Annotated in this window: 13 protein-coding genes; 8 read left to right on the forward strand and 5 right to left on the reverse strand. The window is 36.6% G+C overall.

Annotation, left to right across the window (positions count from 1 at the left end):
• Nucleotides 1-78: 78 nt before the first annotated feature.
• From FJA49_RS10160 to FJA49_RS10175, 4 genes are all read left to right on the forward strand, one after another.
• Entirely contained in the window at nucleotides 79-327 is a 249-nt protein-coding gene (locus FJA49_RS10160; protein WP_140000866.1) for a DUF3098 domain-containing protein, read from the forward strand.
• Nucleotides 328-390: 63 nt separating this feature from the next.
• Nucleotides 391-1,200, forward strand: a complete 810-nt coding sequence (locus FJA49_RS10165) for an undecaprenyl-diphosphate phosphatase (RefSeq protein WP_140000867.1) — start codon at nucleotides 391-393, stop codon at nucleotides 1,198-1,200.
• Between the two features lie 7 nt (nucleotides 1,201-1,207).
• Nucleotides 1,208-1,906, forward strand: coding sequence for a tRNA pseudouridine(55) synthase TruB (gene truB, locus FJA49_RS10170; protein ID WP_140000868.1), 699 nt, complete (start codon nucleotides 1,208-1,210; stop codon nucleotides 1,904-1,906).
• Between the two features lie 2 nt (nucleotides 1,907-1,908).
• Nucleotides 1,909-2,544, forward strand: a complete 636-nt coding sequence (locus tag FJA49_RS10175; protein ID WP_140000869.1) for a YiiX/YebB-like N1pC/P60 family cysteine hydrolase — start codon at nucleotides 1,909-1,911, stop codon at nucleotides 2,542-2,544.
• Here the strand turns inward: FJA49_RS10175 and FJA49_RS10180 are convergent.
• Together FJA49_RS10180 and FJA49_RS10185 are read right to left on the reverse strand one after the other, a co-directional pair.
• Nucleotides 2,541-3,278 carry a phytanoyl-CoA dioxygenase family protein gene (locus FJA49_RS10180; RefSeq protein WP_140000870.1) on the reverse strand — a complete coding sequence of 246 codons (738 nt, stop codon included), beginning with the start codon at nucleotides 3,276-3,278 and terminating at the stop codon, nucleotides 2,541-2,543. The two genes, FJA49_RS10175 and FJA49_RS10180, sit on opposite strands and share 4 nt — an antisense overlap.
• On the reverse strand, nucleotides 3,278-3,889 hold the full coding sequence (locus tag FJA49_RS10185) for a thioredoxin family protein (protein WP_140000871.1): 612 nt from the start codon (nucleotides 3,887-3,889) through the stop codon (nucleotides 3,278-3,280). The genes FJA49_RS10180 and FJA49_RS10185 overlap by 1 nt, the downstream gene beginning before the upstream one ends.
• 123 nt (nucleotides 3,890-4,012) lie before the next feature.
• On the opposite strand from FJA49_RS10185, the gene pyrH reads away from it, so the two are divergent.
• The 3 genes from pyrH to FJA49_RS10200 all read left to right on the forward strand — a co-directional run bounded on the left by pyrH (nucleotide 4,013) and on the right by FJA49_RS10200 (nucleotide 7,980).
• Complete coding sequence (gene pyrH, locus FJA49_RS10190; protein ID WP_140000872.1) at nucleotides 4,013-4,720, forward strand: UMP kinase; 708 nt, start codon at nucleotides 4,013-4,015, stop codon at nucleotides 4,718-4,720.
• A gap of 70 nt (nucleotides 4,721-4,790) precedes the next feature.
• A complete protein-coding gene (frr, locus tag FJA49_RS10195; RefSeq protein ID WP_140000873.1) occupies nucleotides 4,791-5,354 on the forward strand; it encodes a ribosome recycling factor in 564 nt (187 codons plus the stop codon).
• 127 nt (nucleotides 5,355-5,481) lie between these two features.
• Nucleotides 5,482-7,980 carry a DUF5686 and carboxypeptidase-like regulatory domain-containing protein gene (locus FJA49_RS10200; protein ID WP_140000874.1) on the forward strand — a complete coding sequence of 833 codons (2,499 nt, stop codon included), beginning with the start codon at nucleotides 5,482-5,484 and terminating at the stop codon, nucleotides 7,978-7,980.
• Nucleotides 7,981-8,093: 113 nt separating this feature from the next.
• On the opposite strand, the gene FJA49_RS10205 is transcribed toward FJA49_RS10200, so the two are convergent.
• From FJA49_RS10205 to FJA49_RS10215, 3 genes are all read right to left on the reverse strand, one after another.
• A complete protein-coding gene (locus FJA49_RS10205) occupies nucleotides 8,094-10,364 on the reverse strand; it encodes a cation:proton antiporter (protein WP_140000875.1) in 2,271 nt (756 codons plus the stop codon).
• 111 nt (nucleotides 10,365-10,475) lie between these two features.
• Nucleotides 10,476-11,195: a LytR/AlgR family response regulator transcription factor gene (locus tag FJA49_RS10210; protein ID WP_140000876.1), complete on the reverse strand. Its 720-nt coding sequence runs from the start codon at nucleotides 11,193-11,195 to the stop codon at nucleotides 10,476-10,478.
• A complete protein-coding gene (locus tag FJA49_RS10215) occupies nucleotides 11,158-11,931 on the reverse strand; it encodes a sensor histidine kinase (protein ID WP_140000877.1) in 774 nt (257 codons plus the stop codon). Before FJA49_RS10215 ends, FJA49_RS10210 begins: the two co-directional genes overlap by 38 nt.
• 166 nt (nucleotides 11,932-12,097) lie before the next feature.
• On the opposite strand from FJA49_RS10215, the gene asnS reads away from it, so the two are divergent.
• The gene (asnS, locus tag FJA49_RS10220; protein WP_140000878.1) at nucleotides 12,098-13,531 is read left to right on the forward strand and encodes an asparagine--tRNA ligase; all 1,434 of its coding nucleotides are present in this window, start codon (nucleotides 12,098-12,100) and stop codon (nucleotides 13,529-13,531) included.
• The last annotated feature ends 133 nt before the right edge of the window (nucleotides 13,532-13,664 follow it).

Here is a 13,664-nt window from a genome sequence, read left to right on the forward strand (position 1 = left end):
TTTGAGATTTTGGATTTTGGATTTTGGATTTCCGCATAAAAACTTTGGCTTCTGGCTATTAACTTTTGACTTAAAATTATGAGTACTAAAGAAACAAATACACAAAAAAACGAGTTCCTTTTCGACAAGGTAAACTATAAATTTTTATTGATAGGGATTGGTGTTATTGCGCTTGGATTTATCCTGATGTCGGGAGGTGGAAGCCATGACCCAGCTGTTTTTAGCGATAAGATTTTTGATTTCAGAAGAATCCGTCTGGCTCCTACAACCGTACTGATTGGTTTTGGAATTACGATTTACGCCATTTTAAAAAATCCTAAAAAATAGATTGGATTTCTTATTTCGTCCAGCGGAATAACAATCTGATAATTGACAATCTTACCTAACAGAATGGATTTAATCGAAGCAATTTTAATCGCCATCGTTGAAGGCCTAACAGAATACCTGCCTGTTTCTTCTACTGGACACATGATTTTCACAAGTTCCTATTTTGGAATCCAAGAAGACGATTTCACAAAACTATTTCAGGTTTCTATACAATTTGGCGCCATTCTGGCTGTTGTAGTTTTATACTGGAGAAAATTTTTCAATTTCAGCAAGCTGAACTTTTATATCAAATTAGCCTTGGCAGTAGTTCCAGCGCTAATTTTAGGTTATCTTTTTGACGATTATATCGATGCCGTATTAGGTAATCCTATCCCGATTGCAATCGTATTGATTGTTGGAGGTTTTATCTTGCTTTTTATTGACAACTATTTCAAAAACCCTGTTGTTGCTGAAGAAGAAGACATTTCGATAAAAAAAGCAGTCACTATTGGTTTTTGGCAATGTCTGGCAATGATGCCGGGAACAAGCCGCTCAGCTGCTTCAATCATCGGCGGCATGCAACAAGGACTGACACGACAGGTTGCTGCCGAGTTTTCATTCTTTTTGGCCGTTCCAACAATGCTTGCCGTGACCTGCTATTCTGTATTTTTGAAAACCTACAAGGTTTCAGGATTAAAAGGTTATGAGTTGTTGACACAATCTGGCGACAATATGAAATTATTTGTTATTGGAAATATCATCGCCTTTATCGTTGCGATTATTGCCATCAAATTCTTTATAGGAGTTATCAAAAAATACGGTTTCAAACCGTGGGGCTATTACAGAATAGTAGCCGGAACATTGCTCCTAATTTATTTCATCTACATAAAATAACTTCCCAGTGACAGCACAAGATTTTCAAGACGGACAGGTTTTACAGATAGACAAGCCTTTGAACTGGACCTCTTTTCAAGCGGTTAACAAGTTAAAATGGGCCTTGAAAAGCAAGCTGGGATTAAAAAAAATCAAGATTGGCCATGCCGGAACTCTTGATCCGCTGGCTACCGGACTGCTTTTGGTCTGTACAGGAAAATTCACAAAAAGGATTTCCGAGTTACAAGGACAGGAAAAAGAATATACCGGAACCATTACGGTTGGCGCAACAACGCCTTCTTATGATTTGGAAACGGAAATCAACGAAACATTCCCTACTGACCATATCACAGAAGAACTGATCCATGAAACCATAAAACAGTTTATTGGTGAAATCGACCAGCGTCCTCCTATTTTCTCAGCCCTGAAAAAAGATGGTGTCCGCTTGTACGAACATGCCCGAAATGGTGAAGAAGTTGAAATTCCAACACGAAAAACTGTTATTCACGAATTTGAAATTACCCGAATTGCTCTTCCCGAAATTGATTTCAGGGTAGTCTGCAGTAAAGGAACCTATATTCGTTCACTGGCTTTCGATTTCGGAAAAGCTTTAAACTCCGGAGGGCATCTTACCGCTTTACGCAGGACAAAAATCGGCAATTATGATGTAAAGGACGGTTATGACCTGGAAGCTTTTGTAGATTCTCTTCCTAAAAAAACAGAATAACCATGAAAAAAACGATCCTCTTACTGCTATTCTTTTATTCTAGTTTTTCATATGCCCAAATAAATTCATCCGATTTAAAAACGGGCGATTTTATTTTTCAGGATATGGATTGCGGTCCTTTATGTGATGCGATTGAAGCCGTAACAGAAGGTTACCAAGGCCACGATTTCAGCCATATGGGATTGGTATACATAAAAGACAAAACGATTTATATTATTGAAGCAGCCGGAACGGAAGTGCGATTGAACACCTTGAAGAAATTTTCAAAAAACACATCCAAACCAATGTATATAGGCCGTATCAAAAAGAAACACATCGGTTTGATTCCTGAAGCAATCTCTTTTTCCTTAAAACAAATTGGCGTTCCTTATGATGACGACTATGTGTATGATAACGGAAAATATTATTGTTCAGAACTGATTTATGATGCTTTTAAAAAGGCCAACAACGATAAGCCTTTTTTCGAATTGTCTCCAATGACTTATAAAGAGCCGGGAACTAATGAGTTCTTCCCTGCATGGGTGGAGTATTACAAACAGATAGGAAGTGAAATTCCTGAAGGAAAACCAGGATGTAATCCAGGTGGCATGTCGACATCGGATAAGATTTATATTCTGGGTACTTTAAATAAACTTTAAAGTTCGAACAATTCCGTATTGTTCAGATTTTCTAAAATTTCTTTTGACGGATAATTATTTCGGTCGATGAAATTTCTCATTTGAGGAATATCATCACAAAAAAGTACATCTAACGAAAATCGATCCTGCCCATAAATCCCCCTATGAATCATATTGGCAGAAAAAACCAATACATCGCCCCGATTCAATCCGATAACTTTTCCTCGTTTTAAATTATCACTCGGAACAGCTCCATTCAAGGAATTTCTCACCTCAAATTCTTCTAGCAAATCCCATTCACGATGCGTTTTAGGAACAAGCTCGATTCCAGATTCCTTTTTCATTGGAATCCTGAAATGAACAACGTTTTGATTTTGAATGGCAGTTTTTTGTTCTTCAACCGACATTCCGGTATATTGGATATCCCGATGCCAGTAGTTTTTCTGTTCACTATTTTTAGGATCAAAGAAAAGCTGTGTATTCAGGAAAATTGGAGTTTTTGGAAAAACCGTTTTTAGAATTGCCTGTAGCTTGTCTTGACTAATAAACTGAAAAAGTGCCGTCTTCTCTTCTTGATTAAGATAATTGCCAGATGTAAGACTATGGCTATTCAATAGTCCTTTTTCATAATAGGCCACATTGTCTTCCAGCCACTTTTCATGAAATTTTCTCAGGATTTTTTCAATCGCCTCAATTTCAGTTTCAGAAAAGAAATTTTCAAGATATACATATCCTTGTTCTTGATAGCCTGCCATTATTCCTGAATTTCGATTAGTCGCATCATTTCCAAAAGCTCATTTTGAGTACTTATTCCTTTATCATGAAGATACCACATCTGCAATTCTGTTTTGATTGTTTCGTCCAGAACACCATGTTTTTCTTTATAATTTCTGACCATATCAAATGCTTCTTTGGGTCTTGGTCCCCAATCTGCTAAAACTTCCAAAGTTTCTTTATCCAGAACAATTAATTTCGGAATCGATTTCCCACCATTAGTCAGAAACTTATTCATCAGGGCCTCATTTTCATCACGGAATACAATCTTAAAATCGATATGATCTGTAAGCACTTCCATTTTATGCATAATTGGAAGCAGCTGCGCCGCATCACCACACCAACCTTCAGAAATCACGAGCCAGATATAGTGCTTTCTTAATAGCTTCAGTCTTTCTTCAATTTCAGGAGAAACTGTAATCGTTTTTTCCAAACGGTTCATTCTTGTTTCATTCAATTTGCTATAATGCAACAAATCATCCGATTGGATATCACCCGTTGATTTCCCATTTAAAAGCAAGTCGGCAACTACTTTTCTATATTCTAAATAAGTATTGCTTTTTTCTAAACTGTTCTTAATAATTTCTTTCATAATCTCAATTTAACGGCATGAAAATAAGCTCAAAATTACGAATTACTTTTTTTTCGTCAACTTATTCCAAAAAAACAGATTATGACTATATTTGCACAACTTAAGCGAAAACAAAATCAACGGATGAAATACAAAAGAATACTCCTGAAATTGAGCGGAGAAGCCTTGATGGGCGACAGACAGTACGGCATCGATCCAAAAAGATTGGCTGAATATGCAGATGAAATCAAGGAAATTCATGACAAAGGCGTTGAAATTGCAATTGTAATTGGAGGAGGAAATATTTTTCGTGGTGTTGCCGGAGCAAGCAACGGAATGGATAGAGTTCAAGGTGATTATATGGGAATGTTAGCAACCGTGATTAACGGGATGGCACTTCAGGGAGCTCTTGAAGACAAAGGAATGCTGACACGTTTACAGACTGCCTTAAAGATTGAGGCGATAGCTGAACCGTATATCAAAAGAAGAGCAGTTCGCCACCTTGAAAAAGGACGAATTGTAATTTTTGGAGCAGGAACCGGAAATCCTTATTTCACGACAGATACAGCAGCTGTTTTGCGAGGTGTTGAAGTTAATGCAGACGTTATCCTAAAAGGAACCCGAGTGGATGGTGTTTACACGGCTGATCCGGAAAAAAATCCTGATGCTGTAAAATTTGATACCATTACATTTGACGATGTCTTGAAAAAAGGTCTAAATGTTATGGATACGACAGCATTCACGCTAAGTCAGGAAAATGCCTTGCCAATTGTTGTTTTTGACATGAATAAAAAAGGAAACCTTTTGAAAATCTGCGAAGGCGAAAACGTAGGAACTGTAGTTAATGTATAATTAGAGAGCAGAATCAGGATAACTGTCGGAAGACTGAAATCTGAATCTGAAATCTGAAATTCTAGATAAAATGACTGAAGAAATTGATTTTATATTAGATAGTGCTGAAGAATCGATGTCAGGTTCAATTGCGCACCTTGAAAAAGAATTTTTAAACATCCGTGCCGGAAAAGCAAGTCCTGCTATGTTAGGCAGCGTATTTGTTGATTATTATGGTGCAGCTACACCGCTAAGCCAGGTATCAAACATCAATGTGCCAGATGCAAGAACTATTACAATCCAGCCTTACGAAAAAAGCATGCTTCAACCGATTGAAAAAGCTATTCAGGTAGCAAATATCGGATTTAACCCGATGAACAATGGTGATGTGATTATCATCAGCGTACCACCATTAACTGAAGAGCGTCGTCGTGATTTGGTTAAACAGGCTAAATCAGAAGCAGAAGATGCAAAAATCGGAATCAGAAATGTGCGTAAAGATGCCAATACTGATATTAAAAAATTAGAAAAAGAAGGAACTTCAGAAGACATTTGCAAAAGTGCTGAAGATGAAGTTCAAAACCTGACTAATTCATTTATCAAAAAAATAGAGGAACTTTTAGCTGCTAAAGAAGCTGAAATCATGAAAGTTTAATACGATATAACACTATTTGTATTACTAAATATTAAAATCCACTTAAATAGTGGATTTTTTTTATTGAAGTCGATTACTTTTGCATAGTGTAACAAAACTACCATCTATTCGTCTGTTACATAACTTTATGAAGCACCTGACGTTTTTATTTTTTCTTCTTTCGATTTCGGTACAGGCACAATTTCAGATTTCTGGAATCGTGCGGGATGAAAACACAAAAAATCCACTCCCTTTTGCTACTATAACCGGTAATAACATTTCAACGGTAACAGATGTAGACGGAAAGTTTCTGTTCTTGAATGAAAATCAGACCAATTCTTTTACCATATCTTATATTGGTTATAGCCCAAAAACCATAACTGTTGTTGGGCATAAAAAATATTATGATGTATTGCTTGCGCCCAAAGCAGAAAACTTAAATGAAATACTGCTTTCTTCAGATGAAAATCCGGCTAACGCCATTATAAGCAAAGCCATCAAAAACAAAAAGAAGAACGATCCTCAGCAAAAACTACTAAGTTTCCAATTCAAGTCTTATAACAAACTGATTGTTTCAGCGAATCCGGATTCAATTGACGGAAGTATTGATTCTGTATTTGTAGAACGCTATTGGGGAAAAGAATTCAAGAATATCGATTCTACAAGTTATAAGTTCAAGAAAATTATAGACCGTCAGCATTTATTCCAGACGGAAAAAGTATCGCAGTTCCAATTCAATGGCAAAAAACTAAAGGAGACAATTCTGGGTACAAAAATGGCCGGATTCAAAAATCCTATCTACGAGATTATTGCTTTCAATCTGCAATCTTTTTCAGTGTATGATTCGAAATATGAACTGTTTGAAACAAAATACAATAGTCCTATTGCACCCGATGCGTTTAAAGATTACCGATTTAGAATATTAGATACGGTAAAGCTCGATAATCGGGATACGTATATGATCTATTTCAAACCCAAGAAAAAACGGAAGTCCTCCGGATTGGAAGGTGTAGTTTATATCGACAAAGAAAATTACGCTATTGCAAAAGCAATTATGCGAATCCGTGGTGTTTTGGATATTTCTGCTACACACGAATTTGAATATCTTGCAGACCAAGACATCTGGTTCCCGACACAAAAAGAATTCAAAATTGTCAAAGGAAAGAACGACGACGACATTCGAATTCTGGGCGGTACCATCAAATTTGAAGGTGATTTCGACAACAACAACACGCATCGAAAAAAAGATGCTTCCGACTTTACCTACTTGCTTTCAAAATCATACAACTTTGAAAAAGAACTCAATACTCCAGTAAAAATAAGACATGCCGCCATTGCTATTGAAATTAAAGATGACGCTGTCAAAAAAGACGATGATTTTTGGAACAGTTTCCGAAAAGACAGCCTGGATGTCCGTAGCGAAAGAACCTATTTTGCTTTAGACAGTATTGCCCAAAAAGAGCGACTTGAAAAAAAGCTTCGCCTGGGAAGAAAAATACTAAATGGCTATGTGCCTATCGGTCCTGTAGATATGGATCTTCGATATCTATTGAGCTATAATAATTATGAAGGTTTCCGTGTAGGTTTGGGAGGTATTACCAATGAAAAGTTTTCCAATAAATATCGTTTGGACGGCTATACAGCCTATGGAACCAAAGATGGTGATTTCAAATACAGTATAGGCGGTGCAGTGCGTGTTGGTATTTTTTCAAATTCATGGATTGGCGGAGGTTATACGGATGATGTACGAGAAATTGCGAGTACTTCTTTTGCCATCGACAAAAGGGTTTTTAAAATTTATGATCCGCGACCAATCAACTTAAGTACTTTCTATAATCATAAGACCTGGCGAGGGTATATTGAAACCAAAATCCTTCCTAAAACAGAAAGTATCTGGCAGCTTACCCATAGCAGAATTGAGCCAAAATTCAATTATATCTACATGGTTGATGGCAAATCATACACTAACTACGACATGACAACGGCAATGGTTTCATTACAATGGAATCCGTTTAGTGATTATATGCAGACTCCTACCGGAAAATTAGAGATTGAAAAGCGATACCCAAAATTTACATTCCAGTTTACGCAATCCTTGCCAAAAGTTTTTGAGAACGATTTTGGTTTCTCTAAAATCGATTTAAGGGCAGAATATGAAAAGCGTTACCTGAACGGACAAAGAACGGCATTGTTAATGGAAGCCGGCTATGCATTAGGCGATGTTCCTATCTCGCATCTTTATAACACCTCTCCTAACAGCCTTACAAAGGAAAATCTGATTGAAAGAATTACGATTGCCGGAAAAAACAGTTTCGAGACCATGTATTTTAATGAGTTTTTCTCAAGCAAATATGTGATGTTCCAATTAAAGCATGGCTTTAAAAGAGTGACTGTTTTTAAAGGAATCAAGCCTTCATTGGTTTTGGTTTCCAGAATGGCTTGGGGTGATATGGAAAAACCGGAGCAACATATTGGGCTTAACTACAAAACTCTACGAGACGGGTATTTTGAATCAGGTATCGAATTGAACCAGATTTATAAAGCTTTTGGTTTGTCCGGATTTTACAGATATGGGCCTAACCAACTGGCACGATTTGAAGACAACCTTTCTATCAAATTGACTGTAATATTGAACCTAGGACTTTAGAGACCGTTTTAAAATATAAAACCTGCTATGAACAACATAGCAGGTTTTTAGAATTAATAATAACGTAATCTTTATAAGTATAATCCAAACGCAAAAATAAAACTTTAAAACTTTTATGGCTTAATAATTAACACAGATGGTGTATTATTTAACCAAACACTTTGCGAGTCAACCAGTTTTTTCCAGCTGTCAAGGCTAATAATCATCAGGTCTTGTTTCTCTAAAAATTCTTTTGTCATGGTTTTTTCTCCCGACATGGTGATATGGTTTGGAGCAATTTGTTCAATAGCTCGTATGCTCTCCTTAATTTCTGAATTGTTTTTTATTTCTCCGGTTGGATCCAACACTGTTACCTGTGAACCGTTATTGTGAATCAATTTCTGCGCATATTCTATCAGGAATCGATCTTCTGCAGAGAAAAGTGGCATAAAAACCTGATCAATTTCATCAAGATTTTTATCAACCAGAATACCAACCGGCATCTTGCTGTAGGCAATAATATGGCGTGTTCTCTCATCAAAAGGAGAATTTTCAAACAATCCTTCTTTACCTGTAAATTTATCAATAAGCCTGTCCGGGTTTATAATTCTTGTAGTGTATCCTAGTACTCTTCCCAGCAAGGTTCCTTCAAAAATAGACTGCCCCAACCCTATTAGCAATAAATCAAATTCGCCTTGGTTGGCAATCTCGGTTATATCCGAATCAATATCTACCGATGCTTTAAAAAGCGTAATGATTTTTTGGTCCAGATTTTCTGCTTCATTTACCATAGGCTTGAAAACTTCCTGCTCATAATGACTGGCATCAAATCCGTGCAATTCGTTACTGGATGACAAATGCATTGCTGTAACTATAGCATTGCCATTTTGTTTTCTTACTAAGCTATTGGCTACTTTCAATAAAGAGATTCCTCTATCCGGAATGGCAAAAGAAAGCAATATTTTATATTTTATCTTGTTGCTTATGGTTTCAGGAATGATTGAATTTTTGGTCTTAAAAATAAAGTTAATCAAGTCTAAGGCAGGACCTGTCATAAAAGTCGTTACCAAAGCCATGATGACCATCATTGTAAAAATCATAGGTGAAAGTACGCCCAATTCATATCCGATATTAAGAACGATTAACTCCATCAATCCACGGGTATTCATCAACGCACCTATATACAAGCTGTCTCTCCAGTTTTGTCCGACAAATTTTGCCGCTAATGTGCTTCCCAAAAATTTACCTGCTACGGCTACGGCTATAATCAATCCTGTTATTTTCCATAAATACGGGTCGTCCAAAAGACCAATTTCTGTTCTTAATCCGGTAAAAACAAAGAATAACGGAAGCAATACAATCAAGGCAACATCTTCTACTTTTTCAATAAAGATGCTTCTAAATTTGCCACTTTCCGGCATAATCACGCCCGCCATAAAAGCTCCAAACAAAGCATGGATTCCGATAACTTCTGTCACATATGCCGAGATAATCAAAGTCAAAAAGAAAATAGCAACTACTGGTTTGCTTAATGTCTTTCTCGAAGAATACAGGTCACCTACTCTTTTCAAGAATGGTTTTACTACTATAATCATCAGGAAAACATAAGCAACTGCCATAGCAATGATATACAAGGAGCTTACAAAAGATCCTGCTTTTACGATGGCAATAACAGCAGCCAGAATACACCAGGCCGTGATATCGTCTGCAGCCGCACAAGTGATTACGATGCTTCCTAGTTTTGTCTTATGGATACCTCGTTCCTGAACGATTCTCGCCAAAACTGGAAATGCCGTGATACTCATCGCAATACCGCAGAAAAGCGCAAACGACAAAAACTCGATACCTTCCGGAGCAAAAGAATCATACATAAAATAAGCCAACCCGATTCCCAACGTAAAAGGGAAAATAATACTGGCATGGCTAATTACTACGGCATCATGCGCTTTATTTCTTAGAACTTTCAAATCCAGTTCCATCCCGATAACAAACATAAAAAAAATCAATCCGATCTGGCTTAGGAACTGCAAATTTCCAAGAGAAGCTACTGGAAAAATCGTTTCTTTAAATTCTGGGAAGTACAATCCCAACAAAGAAGGCCCTAAAACAATACCGGCAATAATTTCACCAACGACTGATGGTTGGCCAATCTTTCTGCAAATCCACCCAAAAAATCGGGCTACTAAAATGATGGTAAGTATTTGGGCTAATAAAATCGCCAGGGGATGCTGCAAACTGTGCTGCATGGAAAGGATAAATTCTTCCCACTGCGTTTTGTCTGAAGTTTTTTCAATAATCGTCCTTCCATGTTCCAAATGTTTTCCTTGATCCAGGAACCAATAGATTATCACAGAAAAAACAGCTATCAGAAGAACATAAAAAATAGAATTTTTGTGCTTTTGCATGAGGTAAGTAATTTGTTGTTGCAAATATCTGTATTGAAAATCTCTTACAAATTGATTTTGTAAAATACTTTGGGGCTATTGTAACAAGATGGAAAAATTTTGTAATAAAACTCAAATATTGACTTTACACAAGAAATCAGAACGGTAAATATCGCTTAAAAACAACACCAGATTCTTTCCGTTTTTGTCCAAAATTGTAGCCGTAATTTCGTCATGTGCAAAAAACTTAACCACCTTCATAGCAATAATTTCTTTCTTATTGATTCTGCAAAAATCAGCTTTTGGCAAATGAGAAAGCAATTTGGCAAAAGTGATGTTCTTCAACAGAATCACATTTCCGTCTTTCATCAATACTTCCTTGTCGCGGCTATCTGTTTCCGAAGGCTGTATGTATAAAATCTGGTCAAAAAACAGCAATGCTTTTCCTTTATCCGTATTCAATTGGACAAATTTCTTGTTAGTCGCTTTTTTATTGATTTTTTCCAAAGCCTTAGCCACTGCTTTTTGCAGTCGTTCTTTCTTTACCGGCTTGGTGATATAGTCGATGGCTTCTATATCAAAAGCATCAGCAGCATATTCTTTATAAGCTGTCGTAAAAATCACCATCTTATCTTTCAGCAGATTGGCAACGCTGAGGCCATCAATTCCGGGCATTTCGATATCTGTGATGCACAGGTCAAAATCAAGGCCTCCCATTTCGGCAAGCAATTTTTCAGGATTGTCAAAAGCTTTTACGACTTCCAATTCCGGAATCTGTTCGCAAAGCATTTTGAGATACGTCAATCCCGGCAATTCATCGTCCAGCAGCAAGCATTTGAGCTTTGTATTCAAGTAAGTCTATTTTTAAGTGAGCAATATAAACATCATCCTCGATAAATTTATCAAGCTTGTAATTATTATTGTAAATTATTCTAAGACGCTGGTCTAAAGTGTTTGAACCTAATCCGCTGTTGTCTTTTTTTAAGGATCGGTGGTCTGATATCTTATTGGAAACGGTAAGGTAAAAACAGCTGTCACGAAATTCAAATACGATAGAAATAAAAGCATCTGGACTTTTTAAGTCGGCATGTTTAAATGCATTTTCAATCAAATCGATAGAAATCATAGGCGCTAAAATTGGCTGCTCATATAGCAATTCTGCTTCTTTGATTTTAGTTTTTACTTTCAATTCAAAAAGCGGGCTGACTTTGATTTTGTTGATTTCAATCAGGTTTAACGCAAATTCGATTTCTTCTCTTGGAGAGACAAATTTTTTCTGGCTTTCATACAAGATATAATCCAGGACATTTGCCAGTTTGTCAAGCGCATGATACGTCTGGTACGCATGCGATTGGATCGAATTCAATATATTTTTAAAAAGATGCGGATTTAGTTTCGATTCCAAAGTTTCAAGCTTCAGTCCATTGACTTTCACTTCAAGCGTATTGTATTTTTCCTCAAACTCTCTTCTTTGGGCTTTCGCCTTTTTTAATTTGTAAATAAGAAAAAATACGAGAACCACGAGAATTATGACAAACACAATCCCGATGACATACAGCGTATCTGAGACCAAAATATTGGTTTTCATTTTTATTTTTTTGTAAAATTAGATAAAAAAACGGAATACAGACTTGGTAACGTAATAGGCAGCTGTTGACTGATTTTTTTACTATCTTTGCCTTCTGTTTTTCAGAGCGAAAAGCCTATCTTTTGGCTCGCAGGAATAAATCAAAAACTATTTTATAACATTAAAAATGAAACACACAAAAGTTAAGGAGCTATTGAATAGTGCTCAAACATTGCAGGAAGTTTATGTAAAAGGCTGGGTAAGAACATTCAGAAATAATCAATTTATTGCTTTGAATGATGGCTCGACTATAAATAATATCCAATGTGTGGTTGATTTTGAAAATACTCCAGCAGATACGTTAAAACGTATTACTACTGGTGCTGCCGTTGCATTAAAAGGTTCTTTGACTGAAAGCAAAGGTGCTGGTCAGAAATATGAAATTCAGGTACGCAGCTTAGAAATTTTAGGTGATTCTGATCCTGAAAAATTTCCAATGCAGCCTAAAAAACATACGCTTGAATTTTTGCGTGCCAACGCTCACTTGCGTGTAAGAACCAATGCTTTTGGCGCTATCATGAGAGTGCGTTCCGTATTGTCTTTTGCCGTACACCAATATTTCCAGGAAAAAGGATTCGTATATGTAAATACTCCGGTAATTACAGGTGCTGATGCAGAAGGTGCTGGTGAAATGTTCCAGGTGACTTCTTTGCCATTAGACAATCTGCCAAGAACAGAAGAAGGTCATATCGATTATAAAAAAGATTTCTTTGGGAAGCATACCAACCTAACCGTTTCCGGACAGTTAGAAGGAGAAACTTTTGCCATGGCATTAGGACAGATTTACACTTTCGGACCTACATTCAGAGCTGAAAACTCAAATACTTCCCGTCACTTAGCGGAATTTTGGATGATTGAACCAGAAGTAGCATTCAACGATTTGGATGACAACATGGATTTAGCGGAAGATTTTATCCAATATGTAATCAAATACACTATGGATAAATGTGCTGACGACTTGAAATTCTTGGAAGGCCGTTTATTGGAAGAAGAAAAATCTAAGCCACAAGCGGAAAGAAGTGAAATGACTTTGCTTGAAAAATTGAACTTTGTTTTAGAAAACAATTTTAAACGTGTTTCATATACGGAAGCTATCGATATTTTAAAGAACTCAACTCCTAATAAAAAGAAGAAATTCCAATATATTATTGAGGAATGGGGAGCTGACTTACAGTCTGAACACGAGCGTTTCTTAGTTGAAAAGCACTTTAAATGTCCGGTAATCCTTTATGATTATCCTGCAAACATTAAGGCTTTTTACATGCGCCTGAACGAGGACGGAAAAACAGTACGTGCAATGGACATCCTTTTCCCAGGCATTGGAGAAATTGTAGGTGGATCACAAAGAGAAGAACGTTACGATGTTTTGGTTGAAAAAATGAAAACATTAGGTATAGACGAAGAAGAACTTTGGTGGTATTTAGATACCAGACGTTTTGGAACAGCAGTTCATAGCGGTTTTGGTCTTGGTTTTGAAAGACTGGTACTGTTTGTAACCGGAATGACAAATATCAGAGACGTAATTCCTTTTCCAAGGACTCCTGGAAATGCTGAGTTTTAAAACTTAAAATATTATATATTATATCCCGCTTTCGAAAGAAGCGGGATTTTTTTTGCAACTCCAGAACAATTAACAAATCCAGCACCATTAAACAACTTCATTTTAACTTATTGATTCACTATATTTTATATCT

Origin of the sequence: Flavobacterium microcysteis (assembly GCF_006385255.1) — a bacterium.
GTDB classification, from domain to species: Bacteria; Bacteroidota; Bacteroidia; order Flavobacteriales; family Flavobacteriaceae; genus Flavobacterium; species Flavobacterium microcysteis.

Coding starts and splice junctions, on each gene's coding strand:
- FJA49_RS10160 (WP_140000866.1), top strand. CDS start 79: ATGAGTACTAAAGAAACAAATACACAAAAAAACGAGTTCCTTTTCGAC.
- FJA49_RS10165 (WP_140000867.1), top strand. CDS start 391: ATGGATTTAATCGAAGCAATTTTAATCGCCATCGTTGAAGGCCTAACA.
- FJA49_RS10175 (WP_140000869.1), top strand. CDS start 1,909: ATGAAAAAAACGATCCTCTTACTGCTATTCTTTTATTCTAGTTTTTCA.
- FJA49_RS10180 (WP_140000870.1), bottom strand. CDS start 3,278: ATGGCAGGCTATCAAGAACAAGGATATGTATATCTTGAAAATTTCTTT.
- FJA49_RS10185 (WP_140000871.1), bottom strand. CDS start 3,889: ATGAAAGAAATTATTAAGAACAGTTTAGAAAAAAGCAATACTTATTTA.
- pyrH (WP_140000872.1), top strand. CDS start 4,013: ATGAAATACAAAAGAATACTCCTGAAATTGAGCGGAGAAGCCTTGATG.
- frr (WP_140000873.1), top strand. CDS start 4,791: ATGACTGAAGAAATTGATTTTATATTAGATAGTGCTGAAGAATCGATG.
- FJA49_RS10200 (WP_140000874.1), top strand. CDS start 5,482: ATGAAGCACCTGACGTTTTTATTTTTTCTTCTTTCGATTTCGGTACAG.
- FJA49_RS10205 (WP_140000875.1), bottom strand. CDS start 10,364: ATGCAAAAGCACAAAAATTCTATTTTTTATGTTCTTCTGATAGCTGTT.
- FJA49_RS10215 (WP_140000877.1), bottom strand. CDS start 11,931: ATGAAAACCAATATTTTGGTCTCAGATACGCTGTATGTCATCGGGATT.
- asnS (WP_140000878.1), top strand. CDS start 12,098: ATGAAACACACAAAAGTTAAGGAGCTATTGAATAGTGCTCAAACATTG.